18 protein-coding genes and 1 tRNA gene are annotated in these 19486 nt (G+C 62.6%); 10 read left to right on the top strand and 9 right to left on the bottom strand.

The genetic code is table 11. The annotated features are described in order from the left end of the window. Window positions 1–19: 19 nt before the first annotated feature. Both KG698_RS08785 and KG698_RS08780 read right to left on the bottom strand, forming a co-directional pair. On the bottom strand, window positions 20–1219 hold the full coding sequence (locus KG698_RS08785; protein ID WP_213685194.1) for a crosslink repair DNA glycosylase YcaQ family protein: 1200 nt from the start codon (window positions 1217–1219) through the stop codon (window positions 20–22). A 23-nt stretch (window positions 1220–1242) separates the two neighbouring features. Further along, window positions 1243–3063, bottom strand: a complete 1821-nt coding sequence (locus KG698_RS08780; RefSeq protein ID WP_213685193.1) for an ABC transporter transmembrane domain-containing protein — start codon at window positions 3061–3063, stop codon at window positions 1243–1245. Window positions 3064–3309: 246 nt separating this feature from the next. Between KG698_RS08780 and KG698_RS08775 the strand changes: the two genes are divergently transcribed. Then, a tRNA-Gly gene (locus KG698_RS08775) sits at window positions 3310–3383 on the top strand. Between the two features lie 14 nt (window positions 3384–3397). On the opposite strand, the gene KG698_RS08770 is transcribed toward KG698_RS08775, so the two are convergent. After that, window positions 3398–4063, bottom strand: coding sequence for an SOS response-associated peptidase (locus KG698_RS08770; protein ID WP_213685192.1), 666 nt, complete (start codon window positions 4061–4063; stop codon window positions 3398–3400). 98 nt (window positions 4064–4161) lie between these two features. Beyond that, on the bottom strand, window positions 4162–5772 hold the full coding sequence (locus KG698_RS08765; RefSeq protein ID WP_213685191.1) for a bifunctional UDP-sugar hydrolase/5'-nucleotidase: 1611 nt from the start codon (window positions 5770–5772) through the stop codon (window positions 4162–4164). A 122-nt stretch (window positions 5773–5894) separates the two neighbouring features. Between KG698_RS08765 and KG698_RS08760 the strand changes: the two genes are divergently transcribed. Together KG698_RS08760 and KG698_RS08755 are read left to right on the top strand one after the other, a co-directional pair. Then, window positions 5895–6230, top strand: coding sequence for a DUF952 domain-containing protein (locus tag KG698_RS08760; protein WP_213685190.1), 336 nt, complete (start codon window positions 5895–5897; stop codon window positions 6228–6230). 1 nt (window position 6231) lies between these two features. Continuing rightward, a complete protein-coding gene (locus KG698_RS08755) occupies window positions 6232–7287 on the top strand; it encodes a quinone-dependent dihydroorotate dehydrogenase (RefSeq protein WP_213685189.1) in 1056 nt (351 codons plus the stop codon). On the opposite strand, the gene KG698_RS08750 is transcribed toward KG698_RS08755, so the two are convergent. The 3 genes from KG698_RS08750 to KG698_RS08740 are packed head-to-tail and all read right to left on the bottom strand — an operon-like array spanning window position 7271 to window position 9625. After that, window positions 7271–8668 carry an MATE family efflux transporter gene (locus tag KG698_RS08750; protein WP_213685188.1) on the bottom strand — a complete coding sequence of 466 codons (1398 nt, stop codon included), beginning with the start codon at window positions 8666–8668 and terminating at the stop codon, window positions 7271–7273. The genes KG698_RS08755 and KG698_RS08750 overlap by 17 nt on opposite strands. Further along, entirely contained in the window at window positions 8661–9173 is a 513-nt protein-coding gene (locus tag KG698_RS08745; RefSeq protein ID WP_213685187.1) for a PaaI family thioesterase, read from the bottom strand. The genes KG698_RS08750 and KG698_RS08745 overlap by 8 nt, the downstream gene beginning before the upstream one ends. Then, window positions 9170–9625, bottom strand: coding sequence for a PaaI family thioesterase (locus KG698_RS08740; RefSeq protein WP_213685186.1), 456 nt, complete (start codon window positions 9623–9625; stop codon window positions 9170–9172). Before KG698_RS08740 ends, KG698_RS08745 begins: the two co-directional genes overlap by 4 nt. 163 nt (window positions 9626–9788) lie before the next feature. Here KG698_RS08740 and KG698_RS08735 point away from each other — a divergent pair, with 163 nt between their 5' ends. Continuing rightward, the gene (locus KG698_RS08735) at window positions 9789–10151 is read left to right on the top strand and encodes a MerR family DNA-binding transcriptional regulator (RefSeq protein WP_213685185.1); all 363 of its coding nucleotides are present in this window, start codon (window positions 9789–9791) and stop codon (window positions 10149–10151) included. On the opposite strand, the gene KG698_RS08730 is transcribed toward KG698_RS08735, so the two are convergent. Further along, window positions 10148–11371, bottom strand: coding sequence for a glycosyltransferase family 61 protein (locus KG698_RS08730; RefSeq protein ID WP_213685184.1), 1224 nt, complete (start codon window positions 11369–11371; stop codon window positions 10148–10150). The genes KG698_RS08735 and KG698_RS08730 overlap by 4 nt on opposite strands. A gap of 236 nt (window positions 11372–11607) precedes the next feature. Between KG698_RS08730 and KG698_RS08725 the strand changes: the two genes are divergently transcribed. The 6 genes from KG698_RS08725 to KG698_RS08700 all read left to right on the top strand — a co-directional run bounded on the left by KG698_RS08725 (window position 11608) and on the right by KG698_RS08700 (window position 18253). Then, on the top strand, window positions 11608–12009 hold the full coding sequence (locus tag KG698_RS08725; protein WP_213685183.1) for a MerR family DNA-binding transcriptional regulator: 402 nt from the start codon (window positions 11608–11610) through the stop codon (window positions 12007–12009). Window positions 12010–12040: 31 nt separating this feature from the next. Continuing rightward, the gene (locus tag KG698_RS08720; protein ID WP_213685182.1) at window positions 12041–13816 is read left to right on the top strand and encodes an acyl-CoA dehydrogenase C-terminal domain-containing protein; all 1776 of its coding nucleotides are present in this window, start codon (window positions 12041–12043) and stop codon (window positions 13814–13816) included. A gap of 30 nt (window positions 13817–13846) precedes the next feature. Beyond that, the gene (locus tag KG698_RS08715; protein ID WP_213685181.1) at window positions 13847–14059 is read left to right on the top strand and encodes a hypothetical protein; all 213 of its coding nucleotides are present in this window, start codon (window positions 13847–13849) and stop codon (window positions 14057–14059) included. Window positions 14060–14175: 116 nt separating this feature from the next. Then, window positions 14176–14811 (top strand): glutathione S-transferase family protein, encoded by a 636-nt coding sequence (locus KG698_RS08710; RefSeq protein WP_213685180.1) that lies wholly within the window; start codon window positions 14176–14178, stop codon window positions 14809–14811. 13 nt (window positions 14812–14824) lie between these two features. After that, entirely contained in the window at window positions 14825–16036 is a 1212-nt protein-coding gene (locus KG698_RS08705) for an acetyl-CoA C-acetyltransferase (RefSeq protein ID WP_213685179.1), read from the top strand. Window positions 16037–16051: 15 nt separating this feature from the next. Further along, a complete protein-coding gene (locus tag KG698_RS08700; RefSeq protein ID WP_213685178.1) occupies window positions 16052–18253 on the top strand; it encodes a 3-hydroxyacyl-CoA dehydrogenase NAD-binding domain-containing protein in 2202 nt (733 codons plus the stop codon). A 55-nt stretch (window positions 18254–18308) separates the two neighbouring features. Here the strand turns inward: KG698_RS08700 and KG698_RS08695 are convergent, their stop codons facing one another. Next, the gene (locus KG698_RS08695) at window positions 18309–19397 is read right to left on the bottom strand and encodes a mandelate racemase/muconate lactonizing enzyme family protein (protein ID WP_213685177.1); all 1089 of its coding nucleotides are present in this window, start codon (window positions 19395–19397) and stop codon (window positions 18309–18311) included. Window positions 19398–19486: the final 89 nt, after the last annotated feature.

Genomic DNA, 19486 nt, shown 5'->3' with positions numbered 1-19486 from the left:
AAATATATGAAATATATAATTATTTTAAAAATCCTTCAGCGAAAGAAACGCTGTCACATCCCGCCAATGGCAGCAGCCTGTGCAACTCTGCCTCAAGCCTGTTTTGCCGACCCTGGCCCCAACTGATACCCGCCTCGGGCCAGAGCGCGCGGACGCGTAAGCAGCCGGTCTCACGATCAGCGCGCATGTCGATGCGGCCGACCATCCGGTCGCGCTCCATCAGCGGAAAGACGTAGTAGCCATAACGGCGCTGCGCTTCGGGGACGAAAATCTCGATCCGGTAGGAAAAGCCAAAAAGCCGCTCGGCCCGTTTGCGGTCGCGCAATGCGGGATCAAAGGGCGACAGCACCCGCAGGCGCGGCGCGGGGTCCGGCAGGTCAGCGGCGCGCGCCAAGGTGTCGGGCCAGATCAGCACCCGGCGCGGGGTGCCATCACCGCCCATCACCATCGCTTCGGCAATCTCACCCCGCCTGCGTGCGGCATCGGCCCATGCCTTGACCTCAAGCGGCGTGATCAGCGCCCAGAAAGCCGCCAATTCGCCCGCCGTCGCACAGCCCAAGCGGTCCAGCGCACTGCGGCAGGCCCAGTCGATCACGCGCTCTTCGGGGAGATGGGCGTTCAAATGCTCGGGCGGGATCACGCGTTCGGTCAGATCGTAGAATTTGCGAAACCCCTCGCGCCGGGTGATCGCCAATTCACCCGTGCGCCAGAGATATTCCAAAGCGATCTTGGACGGGTGCCAATCCCACCATCCTGTCGATTTCTCGGCGCGCTTTTCACCGATCTCGGCGGAATGAACCGCGCCATGAACGCTGATATGGCGCAGCACCGTGTCGATTTCCGCGTGAAAGGCGGACCCGTGCCAATCCTTCCAGCGCGCGCGCAGGCGCTCACGGTCACGGTCAAACCGCAGCCGCCAATGCGGGAAGAACGCCGCCGGGATCACGGCGGCATCATGGGTCCAATGCTCGAATATCGCGCGGTCGCGGTCATTGAGCGCGCGCAGCGCTGCGGGGCGATAGGCGTTCTGGCGCGACCACAAGATCAGGTCATGGGCGCGCGCCATGGTGTTGACGCTGTCGACCTGCACAAAGCCCAAGCGCTGGATCAACTGGGCCAGCCCCGCACCACCGCCGGGGCCGCTTGGCCGGTCCAACAGCGCGTGCGTATCAAGAAACAGCCGCCGCGCGGTCTGATTGTCGATGATCGGCAGGTTCATCGCGCCCCCCTGCCCCAGCCGCCTTATTCGGCGGCCAGCCCTTCGGTGAATTGCAGCCGCGCCAGACGCGCATAAAGCCCGCCCTGCGCCACAAGGCTGTCATGGCTGCCCTCGGCCACGATCTTGCCGCCCTCGAACACAAGAATGCGGTCGGCCTGTTTCACAGTTGCCAAGCGGTGCGCCACGATCAGCGTCGTCCGCCCAGCGGACAGGCGCGTGACGGCATCTTGCACCGCGCGCTCGGATTCCGCGTCAAGCGCGCTGGTGGCTTCATCAAGCAACAAAATGGGCGCATCGCGCAAAATCGCGCGCGCAATCGCGATGCGCTGCTTCTGCCCGCCCGATAACATCAGGCCACGCTCGCCCACATAGGTGTCATAGCCCTTGGGCAGTGCCGTCAGGAAATCATGGGCAGCGGCGGCTTTTGCGGCCTCCTCCACCTCGGCATCTGTGGCATCGGGGCGGCCAAAGCGGATGTTTTCACGCGCGGAGGCCGCGAAAATCACCGGGTCTTGCGGCACCATGGCCATCGCGGCGCGGAAATCGGCACGGGTCATCGCGCGCAGATCGGCACCATCAAGCGTGATACGCCCTTCAACCGGGTCATAAAAGCGCAAAAGCAACTGGAAAATCGTGGATTTACCCGCCCCCGATGGGCCGACAAGCGCCACGGTCTCGCCGGGCTTGATGGTAAAGCTGACACCATCAAGCGCCGATGTTTCGGGCCGCGTCGGATAGGAAAACCGCAAGGCGTCAAAGACGATCGCGCCGCGCCCGCCTTGGGGCAAGGCGATGGGCTGGGCGGGGTCAGCCACGCTATCGGTGGTGCGCAGCAATTCGACCAGCCGCTCGGTCGCACCAGAGGCGCGCTGCAACTCGCCCCAGATCTCCGACAGCGCACCGACCGAACCCGCGACCATGATGGCATAGATCAGGAATTGGATCAGCTCGCCCACGCTCATCGCTTCGGCGCGCACATCGCGCGCACCAGTCCACAAGACGCCGACAATCCCCGCAAACACCAGCGCGATCACGATCACCGTCATTACCGCGCGGGTGGCGATGCGTTTCTTGGCGCTGTCAAAACTCTTTTCGGTCACGCGCGAGAATGTCAGCGCCGAGGCAATCTCATGCGTAAAGGCCTGCACCGTTTGCACCGACAAAAGCGCCTCGGACGCATTGCCCGAGCTTTCGGCGATCCAATCTTGGTTCTCGCGGCTCAGGTTGCGCAAACGCCGGCCCAGCACGACGATGGGCACAATGATCAAGGGCACGATCAAAAGCACCGCCCCCGTCAGCTTGGGCGATGTCACCATCATCAGACCCAGCCCGCCGATCAAGATCAGCAGATTGCGCAGCGCCACCGAGACCGAGGAGGAGATGACCGACAAAAGCAGCGTGGTATCGGTGGTGATCCGGCTCAACACCTCGCCCGTCATGATCTTTTCATAAAAGGCCGGGCTCATCGCGATCATACGGTCAAACACGGCCTTGCGGATATCGGCCACGACCCGCTCGCCCAAGCGCGTTACAAGGTAATAGCGCAGCCCCGTTCCAAGCGCGAGCAGCGAGGCGATGCCAAGCGCCGCCAAGAAGTACTGATCCAGCAGCGCCGCAGTCTCGGAGTTGAACCCATCCACGACGCGGCGCACCGCCAAAGGCAGGGTCAGCGACACGATGGCGGTCAAGACCAAAGCTGCAATCGCGGCGGCGATCATGGCGGAATAGGGTGCCATGAACGGCAAAAGCGCACGCAAGCTCCCGATACGGCGGGATTTGGCGCGGTCTTCACTGGCGCCAGCGGCAAGGCCGGCTTTCGGGCTGGTGGAATTATCTGAGGTCATGGGCCGTCTAATCGTTTGCGTCGCTTGGCGTTACAGCCATGTCCAGCGGCCCGCAATGGGACGGGCTGACGCGTCACTGTGCAAAGCCATAGCGATCAAGCAACTCTTGGCGGGTGAAAACCTCGGGCGGCGGCAATTCAATCCTGTTTGCGGGCGTCAATCTCGCCCTTCTCGACAATAGCGACCCCATCTTCTGACGGGTGCTTGACGGGCGGGGCCATGGGCTTTACCTGACAGCGCAGCGCTGCGGGCGTTGTGTAATGGTAAGACCCTTGCCTTCCAAGCAAGAGACGCGGGTTCGATTCCCGCCGCCCGCTCCAATCTGCCCTGCACCTCAGCCAGCGATGTCTTGGGTCAACCCCACCCCTTCGGCGCGGTTGGAATTGACGCGCGGATCGACGCGCCAGCGCTGGTAATACGCCGCCGGGGCCGGGCGCATCAACGGCGCGGCCTTCTCGCCCGTCTCACCCAGCCAGCGCGCCCAATCATCGGGGGCAAGCGCCACAGGCTCACGATGATGCGTGTCCGCCATCCAAGGGCTGGCCGCCGTGGTCAGGATGGCAAAGCTTGTCATCGCCGCCGCGCCCTGCCCCCAATCCTGCCATACCCCGGCAAAGACCAAGGGCGCGCCATCGGCAGGCGTGAAATACCAGGGCAGGCGGTTGCCCGCGTCATCCTTGGTCCATTCGTAAAACCCCGTCACCGGCACAAGACAGCGCCGTGCGCGCACGGCTGTGCCAAAGGCCGGTTTTTCCGCGATGGTTTCGGCGCGCGCATTGATCAAAAGCGGCCCATCCGTCGGCGTCTTGTACCAATGCGGCAAGAACCCCCAGCGCATGGGCCGATAGCTGCGCCGCCCCTGCCCGGCGCAGATCACCCCCACCGCCTGTGTCGGACAGATATTGTAGCGCGGCACAAGCGGCAGATCATTGGCAGGCGCGGCATCGAAAAGCCGCGCCATTGCATCGCTGGGATGGGTCATGGTCATGCGTCCACACATGGCCCAACGATAGAAGCGCGCGCAGCGCGGCGAAAGACCCAGATACAAAAAGGCCGGCGCGCGCGCTGCGCACCGGCCCAAAGGCTTTTCAGCGATCCTTATTCGGCGGTCGCAATCCGGCCATCCGTATAGGGGGTATAGGGGCTGTTCTGGCTGAGGTAGGTGGCGGCGACCTCTTCCAGACCGGGGCCGTAATCATAGGCGTTCAGCGCGTTATTGGCGAAAACGCGGTAGCCGTCACCGCCCCCACGCATGAAGTTGTTGGACACCACGCCGTAAACGGCCGCCGGGTCGAGCGGGGACCAAGTGCCGCCCATGTCCACCTCGGCCGAGACGATGCGCGCGCCGGGTTCCGCGGCAGGGTTCCACACAAAGCGCAGCCCCGCGACCTGCGGGAAGCGCCCAGCCCCTTCGGCGACTTCGCTGACGCCATTTTCGAGTGCGGCCAGCACATCGGCACCGGTCATTTGAAAGGTCGCAAGCGTGTTTTGGAAGGGCAGCACGGTGAACACTTCACCCATCGTCACCTCGCCCGCATCGATGGAGGCGCGCAAGCCACCGCCATTGGCAATCGCGATCTGAATACCTTGGTCGCGCACGCGGTCAAGCATGGCATCAGCGACCAGATTGCCCATCGCACATTCCGTTACGCGGCAGACCGCGCGGTCGCCTTCGACAAAGCCGGTGGTCTCACCCACGATCTCGGCCATAGCGGTCTCAATCGGGCCTGCGAGTTCCGCCACCCGCGCGGCAATCGTCGCATCGGGCGTGACGGAGGCGTCGAGAAGCATGGTGTTGCCCTCGGCATAAACGACATTGCCCGCATCGTCGAAAGTGACCTCAAGATGGCCAAGATACTTGGAATAGGCATAGGCCTGCACGATGGGCACCAGCGCGCCCTCAGGATTGCTGATCCACAACGGATAAGGCCCATCGCGGCGGGGGTCGTTCTGGCTGAGGTAGCTATGGGAATGGCCACCGACGATCACATCGATGCCCGTCACCGCCTCGGCGATGCGAATATCGGCGGGCAGGCCCACATGGGTCAGCGCGATGATCTTATCGACACCTTGCGCGGTCAGCGCATCGACATCGGCCTGAAGCGCGTCGATCTCATCTTGGAAGATCACGTTTGGGCCAGGCGATGAGATCTCCTGCGTATCGCGTGTCAGCGCGGCGATGATGCCCACCTGCATGCCGTTGACATCCAGAACGACATGATCTTGCACCCGACCGTTCAGCGTCGGGTCGCCCGTGACATCGAGATTGCCCGACAAGACCGGAAAGCTCACCTTATCCAGAAGCGGCAAAAGCCCCTCGGGGCCGTTGTTGAACTCGTGATTGCCCAGCGCCATGGCGTCAAAGCCGATGGCCTCCATGAACTCGCCCGCCGCCGCACCACGATAGGTGGTGAAGAACAAGCTGCCCTGATACTGATCGCCCGCATCCAGAACGATCACATTCTCGCCTGCCGCAACCAGCGGCCCGCGCAAGCTGTCCACCGCCGTGGCGATCCGCGCCACGCCGCCGAAACACTCCCCTGCCGCGTCATCCTCGGCGGGGCAGGTGCTATCGAAGCGGTTAATCGGCTGGATACGGCTGTGCAGATCGTTGATGTGCAGGATATGCAGTGTCGTTTCGGCATGTGCCGGCGCAGAGGCGGACAGCGCGGCGATGATCGCGGTTGTGCCCAGAATACGTGCGGTCATGGGAAGACTCCGATTGATTGTTACCGGCCCGAGATTGGCGGGCCTTGCCCTTTGGGTAAAGCCGCTTCATGACACCGGCATAACAGGTGGCGACATGACATTGTCAGGCCAAAGGGGGCGGCATGCGCATTTATAAGATTCTTCGCGCACCAGAGTGGGAGGCGCTTGCCGCCGCAGGCCAGACCATGGGCGCGCCTGTCGATGTCGCTGATGGCTTCATCCATTTCTCGACCGCCGCGCAGGCCGCCGAAACGGCCGCGCGCCATTTCGCAGGCGTCGAGGGGCTGATCCTTGCGGCATTTGAGGCCGATAGCCTTGGCCCCGCTTTGATATGGGAGCCATCGCGCGGTGGCGCGCTATTTCCCCATCTTTACGGGCCATTGCGGCTGGCCGATGTGATCTGGCACGCCCCCTTGCCGCTGGTCGCGGGCGCGCATGTCTTTCCGGAGATGGGCTGAGATGTTGGAACGCCTTGGCCTTGCGGTGATGCACCGGCTTGACCCTGAACGCGCGCATGGGCTGGCCATCGCGGCGCTGAAGGCCGGGCTGGTGCCAGCGCCGGGGGCTGTGAGCGCGGATATCTTGCGTGTGGATCTGGCGGGGCTCAGCCTGCCCAACCCAGTGGGGCTGGCTGCGGGTTTCGACAAGAATGCCGAAGCCGTGACGCCGCTTGCGCGTGCGGGTTTTGGCTTTCTCGAACTGGGCGCCGCCACGCCCCGCGCCCAGCCCGGCAATCCCAAGCCACGGCTTTTCCGCCTGTCCGAGGATCGCGCGGTGATCAACCGCTTTGGCTTCAACAACGACGGCATGGAGGCGATCGCCACGCGCCTTGGCGCCGCCTATCCTGCGGCTGTGCCCATCGGCCTCAATCTCGGGGCCAACAAGGATAGCACCGACCGCGCCGCCGATTTCGCAACTGTCTTGGCGCGCTGCGGTGCCTTTGTCGATTTCGCCACGGTCAATGTCTCCTCGCCCAACACTGAACGGCTGCGCGAATTGCAGGGGCGCGCGGCCTTGCAAGGCTTGCTCGACGGCGTGATGGCCACCCGCGCGGATCTGGCCCGCCCGATCCCGATCTTTCTCAAGATCGCCCCCGATCTGGAGGCCGACGCCTTGGCCGAGATTGCCGAGGTGGCGCAAGTCACGGGTATCGCGGGCGTGATCGCCACCAACACAACGCTCGCGCGCGAGGGGCTGGCAAGCCAACACCGTGGCGAGGCGGGCGGGCTATCGGGCGCGCCACTTTTTGCGAAATCGACGCGGGTGCTGGCGCGGCTTTACCAGCTGACCGGCGGCACCATGCCGCTGATCGGTGTGGGCGGGGTGGCAACTGCGGATCAAGCTTGGGAAAAACTGCGCGCAGGTGCCAGCGCGGTGCAGCTTTATAGCGGGCTTGTCTATGGCGGCATTTCGCTTGCCGCGCGCATCGCCGAGGGGCTTGCCGCGCGCGCGCGCGCCGAAGGGATCGCCAATATCTCCGAAATCACCGGAACCGGTGTCAGCGATTGGGTTTGACACCGAATTTTCGTACGAAAATTCGCGAGATGCGATTGTTCGTCCGAACAATCGCATCCTCACCCGCGCTGCGTTCCAAGGCCGGGTAGCAAAGCGCAAGCGTCACCCCGCGCAGTGCGAAAAACCCCACCAGCGCCGCCCATAGCCCGTGATTTCCCCAGAGCGGCACTAGCAGCAGCACCAACACCACATAGCCTGCGAAACTGACGGCCATCATGTTGCGCATATCGCCCGTGCGCGTGGCCCCGATGAAAATCCCGTCCAGCATCCATGAGGCCCAGCCGATCAATACGCCCGCGATGATCCAAGGCAGAAACGCGCGCGCAGCCAATCGCACATCTGGTGCCGTGGTCATCAGATCGATCAATGCCCCGCCCCAGATCGCAAAAACACCGGCCATCACTCCACAAACGACCAGCCCCCAGACACTCGTCAAAATCGCGGCACGCCTCAGCCGCGCGCGGTCACGCGCGCCCATGGCGCGCCCCACCAGCGCCTCGGCGGCAAAGGCGAAGCCGTCCATGGCATAGGCCGTGACATAGACGAACTGAATCAAGACCTGATTGGCCGCAAGCGGCACATCCCCGAAATCAGAGGCCAGCATCAGAAATGACGAAAACCCCAGCATCAACAAAACCGAGCGGATCAAGATATCGCCATTGACCCGCGCCATGTGCAACAGACGCGCCCGGTCGAAAACGCGCGGCCAATCGCGCCAAGCGGGCAGTTTGAACGCCCCCCGGCACAGCCATAGGCCAAGCGCCAGCCCCGCCCATTCCGCGATCAGCGTGGCCAGCGCCACCCCCGGCACGCCCAGCCCCAGCCCCAGCACGAACCACGCCGAGAGCGCGATATTGAGGCCGTTTTGCCATAGCTGCAAAGCGAGGACCGCGCCTGTGCGTTCTTGCGCGATCAGCCAGCCGGTGATGCCATAGCCCGCGATCGCGGCTGGTGCCGAAAAGATCCGGATGCCGAGATAGGCGATCACCAACCCCTCAACCGCCGATGAGGCAGGCGATATCCACAAGGCCAGCGCGATGATCGGCCATTGTAGCGCGATCAGCGCAATCCCTGCCCCGCCGCCGATGATCAATACCCGGCTGAGAAGGGCCGCCACCTCGGCCCGGTCGCCTGCCCCGATGGCCTGAGCTGCCAGACCCACCGTGCCCATCCGCAGAAAGCCGAAAACCCAGTAGATCGAGGTCAAAATCACCGCGCCCAGACCCACGGCCCCAATCGGTGCGGGATCGCCCAGCTGGCCCACGACACCCGTATCGACCAATCCCAAAAGCGGCACGGTCGCATTCGAGACCACGACGGGCAGGGCGATGCGCAACACCCGGCCATGGGTCAGCCGGCCTTGATCGCCCGCATCAGCCATCGCGCGGTGGCATCAGGAAATGGCCCGTGGCTTGCGCAAAAAGCTTTTGGCGATGATCTTGCCACGCCTCGACATGCACCGAGGCATAGCGCCGCCCCTGTCGGTTCACCCGCGCCCGCGCATAGGCATCGCGCGGCAGGCCGCTGCGCAGGTAATCGACCGTGAAATCAATCGTCTTGGGCAGGCGCGGCAGGGTTGCGGGGCCAAGGTTCTCGGCATCGATCCGGCCCTGCTCTACATCGTCCCAGAGCATGTTGAACGACAATTCCATGATCGCCGTGACCTCGAGAAACGAGGCGATGGCCCCCCCATGCAGCGCGGGCACCAGCGGGTTGCCGATTAGCTTGTCATCATAGCCCAGAACGGCGGTCAGTTCATCGCCGCGCCGGTCGAACTTGACGCCCAGAAAGCCGATATAAGGCACTGCTCCCACAAGGGCTGCCAAGGTGCTGTCGCGGCGTTGCTTGATCAAGGCGACGGGTTCGGGCAGGCGGGGTGATCTCATGATTTGCCCCCATCACGCGGGGTGATCCGCTCGACCGTAAAGGCCCCGGTTGCGGCAGCCACGGGGCGGGTGCGATCCTCATCCCATGCCTCGGCGCGGACGAAAGCCACCGAGCGGGTCAGGTGATAGCATTCCGCCCGCGCGGTGATGCGCTGACCGCTGGTGGCCGCGCGCATGTAATCGATGCGCAAATCAATCGTTGCGGTGCCGGCCAGCGCCTGTGGATGGCTCATCACTGCCGCGCCCCCGCATGTATCCATCAAGGCCGAGACAGCACCACCATGCACCACGCCCAATGTCGGATAACCCACGATCATCTCGGACCATGGCATGGAAATGACGGCCACACCTTCGCCGATCTCTTCGAGGCGCATCTGCAAGGCGCGCGAAAACGGGATCGCTTCGATGAATTGGCGCGCAATGCGCGCCTTGTCCGCGCTTGATTGATCCATCACCTGTCCCGTCTGATGCTGTGGGGGCAATCTCCCCCGGCTGAGCGCGCGGCGCAAGGGGATGTGGGGCTTTCGCGACGCATCGCGATTTTCTATGCTGACGCGCAGGTGCGTATATGTATGGGCCGATCTGTGTTGGCCAGCGTGTTAGGGGGTATCGCTTATGACAGAGCGGCTGAGTTTCAAACAGATGTGTGCCCGCTTCGACGTCACACCGCGCACCTTGCGCCATTACGAATATATCGAATTGCTCTTTCCCCAACGCGAGGGGCGCGCGCGGTTCTATGGCGCGCGCGAAGTGGCGCGGATGACGCTGATCATGCGCGGGCGGCGCTTTGGCTTTTCGCTGGAACAAATCCGCCAATGGCTGGCCATGTATGGGGCCGACCCGCAAGGCGACTTGCAACGCCAGACATGGCTGGCGCTCGCCGATGCACAACTGGCCGAACTGGCCAAACGCCGCCGCGAATTGGACGAGATCATCGCCGAGCTACGCGACCTGCGGGATGTGACGGCGCGCGTCTAAGGACGACCTCCGGTCAAACTCGCAACCTCCTGCGTGACGGCGTCAATATCCACGGACCAGCGATCCCCATCACAGGCTTTTCCGACAACGGATTGGTAATTCAACCCTAAACGCGCCGCGACCACAGCAAAAGCGAGAGTACCTTTATTGGGGTGAAAGAGTTCAACGATTGAGGCATCGGGACGCGCCGCCACCAAATTTGCCAAAGCCCCCCCGTGGGGTGCAATGATAACCTTAGCTGCACGCATTGCGGCCAACTGCGCCGGGCCTGACAAATCCTCCATGTCGATCGCCGCGAAGCCATTTGCTTCTAGGCACTCGATCAGTTGGCTTTCGTTCTCCAAACGGCGGCGTGCCGTCTTCCTGCGTGCAAGATAGATCAAGTGTCCACGGTCAGCCGTTCCACGTGAGGCTCCGACGGATGCGTTGGCAAATGCCGCAAGGACTGAAGGATCGGCAACGTGGAATGGGTGATGCTTAAATGTGGGTAAGGTAATGCTCGTCGGCAAACACAATTCTTCCGTGAAATAAAGCTGATCCGGGTAAACCGTCATAAGGTTAGGATTAATCGCTTGTTGGAGCGTTTGATTCACCGGAGCACGGGTTGCAGGCAGAAAAATCTCAGACGGACTGAACCCGGCATCAAGCAGCAATATAGCCGTGCTCAAATGATCCCCTAGAAAATGCGCAGGATTGTCCGGGGAATGCTGATTGCCGCAGTAAATCAAACGAGCGACGCGGAGCGCAGAATTCCTCCGAAGGTCCATCAAACACCTGTACGAGGGAAGCGCTGTGGCGTTGGCGTCAACAAAAGCGTCATTCAAGATGCAGAACCTGTCCCCACGGTGGGCAAAGTACACATTCCGATAGGTAATCAAACAGATTGGCGGCGGCACCACGTTTTTTGCAAGTCCCGGTAGGCTGTTGCCTGAACCAACACGTATTCGTGCCAGATCAAGCTTTGGCCAATCTGGAGGTTGGGCAATCGGTGCGGAGATACCACCTTGAGCCAGATCCGCTTCCTGCAAGTCTGCTAGAAAGCCTACATCTTCAAAGGGACGCAGATCATTTAATATAAGCCCTGCGCTGTTGTAAGGATTGGGGGCAAGGCCAAGACGCCGACGCAGCAGATTGATCGGCCAAAGATACGGCCCCTTTTCAAGGAAACGCGTTCCCTGAGGGTTGCCAAGGCCAAGCCCCTTAAGGATACGCGCTAGCATCGTCTAGCCTACACACAACAAAAGAAACCGCAGAACCAATACTCTTGTCACCACTTTGCCCATGCCGCCACCAAGGGCAAGCGCGCTGATCTGCGGGTTGTCATGATTGACGCACCGTCATCGATCAAAGTTACGTGACGTCGCCTTTACGTCAACGTCATGCTATCGTGTAATCCTTGTGCCGACTCATGTGAAAGGGCGGCTGATCAACGATGTTTGACATGGACGATCCAGATATGACCGCAGATGTAATGACGATACGCGAGATGTGCGATGCTTTCGCGGTGACACCGCGCACATTGCGCTTTTACGAGCAAAAAGAGCTGCTGTTCCCCGCGCGTATGGGCCAAAAGCGGTTGTTTTCCCGGCGCGACCGCGCCCGGCTCAAGCTGATCTTGCGCGGCAAGCGCTTTGGCTTCAGCCTTGAGGAGATCCGACAGCTTCTCGACCTTTACTATGTGGGCGACCAGCAAGCGACACAGCTCAGCCGCACGCTCGATATCGCGCGCGACCGCCTGCAAGACATGGAGCGCCAGCGCGCCGAGCTTGATGTCGCGATCTACGATCTGAAATCGCAAATGGGGCTTGTGGAAGAGATGCTGGCCACCGTCGGCATTCCGCAACGCGCCGCCCAGTAACCGCACCCAGCAATCATCGGGAGCCATCTTTATGCCCAGCTACACCGCCCCCAGCAAAGACATGCAATATGTGCTGCACGATGTGCTCAACATCGCCGCAAGCGATATTCCCGGCTATGGTGATCTGGACCGTGATTTCACCGCCGCCATCTTGGATGAGGCAGGCAAGATCGCGACCGAGGTGCTTTCGCCCCTCAACCCGGTGGGCGATACGGTGGGCTGCAAAATGGAAAATGGCGTGGTCTATACGCCGCCCGGCTTCAAGGATGCCTTTGCCCAGATGCAGGCGGGCGGCTGGCCCGGCATCGATATGCCCGAGGAATTCGGCGGCCAAGGCCTGCCTTATGTGATGGGCACAGCGGTGGGTGAGTATTTTTCCTCTGCAAACCAAGCGTTTACCATGTATCAAGGTCTGACCCACGGCGCGGCCTCGACGATCTTGGCCCATGGCACTGCGGATCAAAAGGCCACCTATCTGCCGAAAATGGTCGCCTGCGACTGGACCGGCACCATGAACCTGACCGAGCCGCATTGCGGCACCGATCTGGGGCTGATGCGCACCCGCGCCGAGCCGCAAGCCGATGGCAGCTATAAGGTGACGGGCCAAAAGATCTTTATCTCGGCCGGTGAACACGACATGGCCGAGAATATCGTACATCTGGTCTTGGCCAAGATCCCCGGCGGGCCAGAGGGCATCAAGGGTGTCTCGCTTTTCATCGTGCCAAAAGTCTTGGTGAATGACGACGGCAGCCTTGGCGCGCGCAACGCCGTGTCATGCGGCAAGATCGAAGAAAAGATGGGCATCCACGGCAATGCCACCTGCGTGATGAATTACGATGGCGCGACCGGCTATCTTTTGGGCGAAGAACACAAGGGCATGCGCGCCATGTTCACCATGATGAACGAGGCGCGGTTGGGCGTGGGGATGCAAGGCCTCGCACAGGCCGAGATCGCGTTTCAAAATGCGCTTGCCTATGCCAAGGACCGGCTGCAAGGGCGCGATGTGACAGGCGTGAAAAACCCCGATGGCCCCGCCGACCCGTTGATCGTGCATCCCGATATCCGCCGCAACCTGATGGAACAGAAAAGCTTTGCCGAAGGGGCGCGCGCCTTCTTGCTGTGGGGCGCCACGCTGATCGATGCGGCCCATCGCAAGGGCGACGCCGATGCCGACGGGCTGATCTCGCTGATGACGCCGGTGATCAAGGGCTTTTTGACCGACAAGGGCTTTGACATGACGGTGCAGGCCCAACAGATCTATGGCGGGCATGGCTATATCGAGGAATGGGGCATGTCCCAATTCGCCCGCGATGCCCGGATCGCGATGATCTACGAAGGTGCCAATGGTGTGCAAGCGCTTGACCTTGTGGGCCGCAAGCTGGCCCAAGATGGCGGCAAGCATGTGATGGCCTTTTTCGATCTGGTCAAAGCCTTCTGCAAGGAAAACGCCGAGACCGAAGGCATGGCCGAGTTCATCGAGCCGCTCAAGCGCGCCTCCAAGGATCTGCAAACTGCGGCGATGTATTTCATGGCCGAGGGGATGAAAAACCCCAATGCGGCACTCGCGGGCAGCTATGACTTCATGCATCTGTTCGGTCATGTCTGCCTTGGGCTGATGTGGGCCAAGATGGCGCGCGCATCAAACGCGGCGCTGGCCGCAGGCACGGATGATCCGGTGTTTCACCAAACCAAGCTGGTCACGGCGCGGTTCTATATGACCCGTCAATTGCCGATGACCGCCACCCATCTTGCGCGTATCCAAGCGGGGGCGGGGGCGGTCATGGCGCTTGAGGCTGCGAATTTCTGAGGCGACACCGCGTCATAAAGGGAAAAGCCCATGCCCAAACGCCTTCGCTTGACCCGCCGCCCCAATATCGCGATGAGCGAGGATGGCTACCGCAAGCTGCGCGCGCTGTCGCAAGAGGCGGGCTTGGATGATGGCGAATTCCTGTCCTTTCTCTTTGAAAGCTGGGGCAGCGTGATCAACGAAGAAAAACTGATCGCGCGGCTGCGTCTGTTCAATTCCGAGCTTGAGGAGCGCAAGTCATGACCTGCGCAGGCGGGGGCAAGGGGGGCGCGCGCACCTTAAATGATCATGATGCGCCTTCATCTTTCCAAAAATACGCATAACAGTCGCGCCACACGCGCAATGTCTGGGAGGATGCGATGACCAACACACTTTATTGCTTCGGCGAGTCCGGAAACGCCTATAAGGCGGCCATCGCGCTGCAGCTTGCCGGCGTTGATTGGACCGCGCGCCATGTCGATTTCTTCGCCGGTGAAGCGCGCGGCCCCGCGTTTCGCGCGATCAACCCGATGGGCGAGGTGCCGGTGCTGGACGCAAACGGCCTGATCCTGACGCAATCGGGCGTCATTCAGGATTGGGTGATGGACACCACCGGCAAGCTTTGCGGTGACGGTTCCAAAGCGACGCGCCGCGAGATCCTGCGCTGGACGATTTTCGACAACCAAAAGGTCTCAGGCCAAGCCGGGCCTTTGCGGTTCTTGATGAATTTCTTGCCCGAAGACAAACGCCCTGCCGAGGTGATCGGCTTTCTGGCGGGCCGGATGAAGGCCGCGCTTACCGTGATGGAGGGGGAATTGTCCGGGCGCGACTGGCTGGTGGGCGACAGCCTGACCATGGCCGATCTGTCGTGCTGTGGCTATCTCTTCTACCCCGAGCCGTTTCAATTCGACCGCGCCGAATACCCGGCCATCGATGCTTGGCTAACACGTATCGCAGCCCAGCCCGGCTGGGCGCATCCTTATGATCTGATGACGCGGGCCTTTCCCGCCACCTGACCGGAGACGAGCAATGACCGATGCCTATATCTATGACGCGATCCGCTCACCGCGCGGCAAGGGCCGCCGCGATGGCGCTCTGCACGAGGTGACGGCGGCCCGGCTTTCGGCGGTGATGCTCAACGCGCTCAAAGACCGCAATGATCTAACGGGCCATGCGGTCGAGGATGTGATCTGGGGCAATGTCACCCAAGTCATGGAACAGGGCGGCTGCTTGGCGCGCACGGCCGTTCTCGCATCGGACCTTGATGAGCGTATCCCGGGGCTGGCGATCAACCGCTTCTGCGCCAGCGGGATGGAGGCGGTGAACATTGCCGCCAACCAGGTCAGGGGCGGCGCGGGTGCGGCCTATATCGCGGGGGGCGTCGAGATGATGGGCCGCGTGCCCATGGGCAGCGATGGGGCGGCGATTGCCGTCGACCCGTCCATCGCGATGGAGACCTATTTCGTCCCCCAAGGGATCAGCGCCGATATCATCGCGACCGAATACGGCTTTTCGCGCGAGGATGCCGATCGGTTGGCGGTGGAAAGCCAGGCCCGCGCGGCGCAGGCTTGGGCCGAGGGGCGTTTTGCGCGCTCCATCGTGCCGGTGACCGATATCAACGGGCTGACGATCCTTGCCCATGATGAATACATGCGTCCCGGCACCGATATGGAAACGCTCTCAGCCCTCAAGCCCGCCTTCAAGGAGATGGGCGAGATGATGCCGGGTTTCGACCAGATCGCGCTGATGAAATACCCTCATCTGGAGCGGATCAACCATATCCACCATGCGGGCAATTCTAGCGGCATCGTCGATGGGGCGGCGGCCCTGCTCATCGGCAACGCCGCCTTTGGCAAGGCCCATGGGCTGACGCCGCGCGCGCGCATCCGCGCCACGGCCAAGATCGGCACTGACCCCACCATCATGCTGACAGGCCCGGTGCCCGTGACTGAAAAAATCCTATCCGACAGCGGCATGGCGATTTCCGATATCGACCTTTTCGAGGTGAACGAGGCGTTCTCGGCAGTGGTGCTGCGCTTCATGCAGGCTTTCGATGTCGATCCGGCCCGCGTCAACGTCAACGGCGGTTCCATCGCGATGGGCCATCCGCTTGGCGCGACGGGGGCGATGATCATTGGCACGCTGCTTGATGAGTTGGAGCGCAGCGGCAAGGGCGTGGGCCTTGCCACGCTTTGCGTCGCATCCGGCATGGGTGCGGCCACGATCATCGAGCGGATTTGAGGGGAGACTGGGACAATGACCGATTTCACCATGGAAATAGGCAGCGATGGCGTTGCCATCATCACCTGGGACGTCAAAGCGCGCTCGATGAATGTGCTGACCCGCGCGGCTTATGCGCTCGTCGATGCGTTGGTCGATAAGGCGCTGGCAGATCCGACGGTCAAGGGGATCGTGCTGACCTCGGGCAAAGAAACATTTGCGGGCGGCATGGACCTGAACACGCTGGCCAGCATCGCGGCCGAGGCGGGCGATGATCCGGCGCAGGCGCTCTTTGATTTCACCATGGGCGGGCACCGCGTCTTGCGCAAGCTCGAGCGCGCGGGGATGGACCCAAAGACCAACAAGGGCGGCAAGCCCGTGGCCGTTGCGATCACCGGCACCTGCGCGGGCATCGGCACCGAGATTGCGCTGGCCTGTCACCGCCGCTTCATGGCCGACAATCCCAAGGCCAAGATCGGCCTGCCGGAAATCCTCGTGGGGCTGTTCCCCGGCGGCGGCGGCACGACGCGCTATAGCCGCATGGTGGGCGCGATGGCGGCAGCCCCCGTGCTGCTTGAGGGCAAGATGCTTGACCCGAAATCCGCCAAATCGGCGGGGCTGATCGATGAGGTCGTGGCGGCCGATGCGCTTCTTGCACGCGCCAAGGAATGGGTGCTGTCGGCAACCGACGCCGATATCGTCAAACCTTGGGATGTGAAGGGCTGGAAAATGCCCGGCGGCGCGCCCTATCACCCGGCGGGTTTCATGACCTTTGTGGGCGCCAGCGCCATGATCAACGGCAAGACCAAGGGGGTTTATCCCGCGGCCAAGGCGCTGCTCAGCGCGGTTTATGAGGGCGCGCTGGTCGATTTCGACACGGCGCTGTGGATCGAGGCGCGCTGGTTCACCCATGTCCTGATGAACCCCTCATCGAGCGCGATGATCCGCTCGCTGTTTCTCAACAAGGAAGCGCTGGAAAAGGGTGCGAACCGCCCTGCCCTGCCCGATGAAAAGGTGACTAAGCTGGGTGTCATCGGCGCGGGCATGATGGGGGCGGGTATCGCCTATGTCAGCGCCAATGCCGGCATCGAGGTGGTGTTGATCGATGCCACCCAAGAGGCCGCCGATCGCGGAAAAGCGCATGCCGAGGGCATCCTCGACAAGGGCATGAAGCGCGGAAAGGTCAGCCCAGAGAAAAAGGCGCATGTGCTGGACCGTATCCATGCCACGACCGATTACGCGGCCCTTGCGGGGTGCGACCTGATCGTCGAGGCGGTGTTCGAGGATGTAGGGGTCAAGGCCGAGGTGACGAAAAAGGTGCTGGCTGCCGTTGGCCCAGAGTGCATCTTTGCCACCAATACATCGACGCTCCCCATCGGGGAACTGGCCAAGGCCAGCGATCGCCCCGAGCAGTTCATCGGCATCCATTTCTTCAGCCCGGTCGACAAGATGGCGCTGGTCGAGATCATTCGCGGCGCCAAGACCGGCGACCGGGCCGTGGCCAAGGCGCTCGACTTCGTGCGCCAGATCCGCAAGACGCCCATCGTCGTGCATGATGCGCGCTTCTTCTACGCCAATCGCTGCATCCTGCCTTACGTGAACGAGGGTATTCGCATGCTCGCCGAAGGCGTGGCACCCGCGCTTATCGAGAATGCGGCCAAGCTGATGGGCATGCCGCTGGGGCCGCTGCAACTGATCGACGAAACCTCGATCGATCTCGGTGTCAAGATCGCGCGCGCCACCAAGGCCGCGATGGGGGACGATTACCCCGATGACGCGGTCGATGCGGTGGTGTTCTGGATGGCCGAGCAAGGCCGTCTGGGCCGCAAGGCCAAGGCGGGCTTTTACGCCTATGACGACGCGGGCAAGCGTATCGGGCTGTGGGAGGGGTTGGCCAATCGCTACCCCGTGGCCGCGACCCAGCCCGATCTGACCGAGGTCCAGCATCGGCTGATGTTCGTCCAAACACTCGAAGCCGTGCGCGCATTGGAAGAAGGCGTCTTGACCGATATCCGCGAGGGCGATGTCGGTGCCATCCTTGGATGGGGCTTTGCGCCATGGTCGGGTGGGCCCTTCTCATGGCTTGACATGCTGGGCACGCCTTATGCGGCGGAACGGTGCGACGAACTTGCGGCCGCATATGGCGCGCGCTTTGCCTGCCCGCCGCTCCTGCGCGAAATGGCCGACAAGGGGCAAAGCTTCTACGGCCGCTTCGGGGTCAAGCCGCAAGCGGCCTGACGCGAAGCGGGTGGAAAAACCGGGGTTTTTCGGTGCGTTTTCCGCGTGGAAAACGCTACCCCACCCGACAAGCCGCAAGTGCTTCCTCATCAGGGGCGAGCCCCAAACCCGGCGCATCAGAGACCGCCAACATCCCCCCCGCCATTTGCGGCGGGGTGTCGGTCAATAGCCGCACGATGCGGGCCTGTGCGCGGTGAAGCTCCACCGCACCTTCAGCCATTGCGCCGCACATCCAATGCAGATTGACCAGATCCCAGCCCCCCGCAGGCGACACAGATAGCCCATGGGCCACCGCCCCGCGCGCCGCCATGACAGCCGCGCCAATGCCGCCTGCAAAAACCGCATTGGGTTGGATGACCGTCACCCCCGCCTCGGCCAAAAGGTCGAAGCGGTCGGCACTTTGTTCCATCTGACCCGCGCCCAAGGGCATGGGTGCGACTGCGGCCAAAGCGGCCAGCGCGCGGCGATCATTGGCTTTCACGGGTTCTTCCAGCCACGCCAGATCGAGCGCTTCAGCCTTGCGCGCGAAATCAAGCGCTGCCTCCAGATCCCAGCCGCAATTGGCATCGGCGATCAACTCGGCCTTTGGGCCGATGGCTGACCTTACGGCGCGCAGGCGCATCAGATCCGCGTCCACACTCCGCCCCTTGGCGGCGACCAGCACCTTAACGCCCCTTGCACCGGCCAACACCTCATCCGCGCAGGCGCGCACCAGCGCGTCGATCTCAAGGGCCGGAAAGCCGCAAGTCACATGGACCGGCGCGCCGGGCCGGGCCGCGCCCAGCATCGCCGCCACGCTTTGACCCGACCGCTTGCCCGCCAAATCCCACAGCGCCACATCAAGTGCCGACAGCGCCGAAATCACCACCCCTGTCATCGCGCGCGGGTTCAATTGACGCGCAAGATCGGGCAAAGGGCCGGGGCGCGCCAGCGCCTCGGCCACCGCGCCATTGAGCAGATGCGCCACCTCAGCCACGCAGAACCGCCCGGTGAAGCCCTCGCCCGTGCGCCCATCACCATCCCGAACCTGAACCCGCAGAAAGGTGAAGCTATCCTCGCCCGCATAGGGGGCAGGGTCGCCCGGTGCGGCGGTGGCGCGATGCACATGCGCGCGGACCTGCAATGGCCCCTCGATCTCGATCATCGCGACCCTCCCATTGACGGATTTGGCGCAACCCTATCCTTCCGCAGCTGCAGGGAAAAGGCACGCTTTGGCGCGCGCCGCCCCTTTCC

The organism is Roseicyclus sp., from assembly GCF_018402035.1.
GTDB lineage: Bacteria > Pseudomonadota > Alphaproteobacteria > Rhodobacterales > Rhodobacteraceae > Roseicyclus.
This window is presented reverse-complemented; position numbering and strand designations above follow the sequence as displayed.

Bases quoted from the DNA above. Each gene is read 5' to 3' on its own strand.
- KG698_RS08785 (WP_213685194.1), bottom strand. From the start codon at position 1,219: ATGAACCTGCCGATCATCGACAATCAGACCGCGCGGCGGCTGTTTCTT.
- KG698_RS08780 (WP_213685193.1), bottom strand. From the start codon at position 3,063: ATGACCTCAGATAATTCCACCAGCCCGAAAGCCGGCCTTGCCGCTGGC.
- KG698_RS08770 (WP_213685192.1), bottom strand. From the start codon at position 4,063: ATGTGTGGACGCATGACCATGACCCATCCCAGCGATGCAATGGCGCGG.
- KG698_RS08765 (WP_213685191.1), bottom strand. From the start codon at position 5,772: ATGACCGCACGTATTCTGGGCACAACCGCGATCATCGCCGCGCTGTCC.
- KG698_RS08760 (WP_213685190.1), top strand. From the start codon at position 5,895: ATGCGCATTTATAAGATTCTTCGCGCACCAGAGTGGGAGGCGCTTGCC.
- KG698_RS08755 (WP_213685189.1), top strand. From the start codon at position 6,232: ATGTTGGAACGCCTTGGCCTTGCGGTGATGCACCGGCTTGACCCTGAA.
- KG698_RS08750 (WP_213685188.1), bottom strand. From the start codon at position 8,668: ATGGCTGATGCGGGCGATCAAGGCCGGCTGACCCATGGCCGGGTGTTG.
- KG698_RS08745 (WP_213685187.1), bottom strand. From the start codon at position 9,173: ATGAGATCACCCCGCCTGCCCGAACCCGTCGCCTTGATCAAGCAACGC.
- KG698_RS08740 (WP_213685186.1), bottom strand. From the start codon at position 9,625: ATGGATCAATCAAGCGCGGACAAGGCGCGCATTGCGCGCCAATTCATC.
- KG698_RS08735 (WP_213685185.1), top strand. From the start codon at position 9,789: ATGACAGAGCGGCTGAGTTTCAAACAGATGTGTGCCCGCTTCGACGTC.
- KG698_RS08730 (WP_213685184.1), bottom strand. From the start codon at position 11,371: ATGCTAGCGCGTATCCTTAAGGGGCTTGGCCTTGGCAACCCTCAGGGA.
- KG698_RS08725 (WP_213685183.1), top strand. From the start codon at position 11,608: ATGACCGCAGATGTAATGACGATACGCGAGATGTGCGATGCTTTCGCG.
- KG698_RS08720 (WP_213685182.1), top strand. From the start codon at position 12,041: ATGCCCAGCTACACCGCCCCCAGCAAAGACATGCAATATGTGCTGCAC.
- KG698_RS08715 (WP_213685181.1), top strand. From the start codon at position 13,847: ATGCCCAAACGCCTTCGCTTGACCCGCCGCCCCAATATCGCGATGAGC.
- KG698_RS08710 (WP_213685180.1), top strand. From the start codon at position 14,176: ATGACCAACACACTTTATTGCTTCGGCGAGTCCGGAAACGCCTATAAG.
- KG698_RS08705 (WP_213685179.1), top strand. From the start codon at position 14,825: ATGACCGATGCCTATATCTATGACGCGATCCGCTCACCGCGCGGCAAG.
- KG698_RS08700 (WP_213685178.1), top strand. From the start codon at position 16,052: ATGACCGATTTCACCATGGAAATAGGCAGCGATGGCGTTGCCATCATC.
- KG698_RS08695 (WP_213685177.1), bottom strand. From the start codon at position 19,397: ATGATCGAGATCGAGGGGCCATTGCAGGTCCGCGCGCATGTGCATCGC.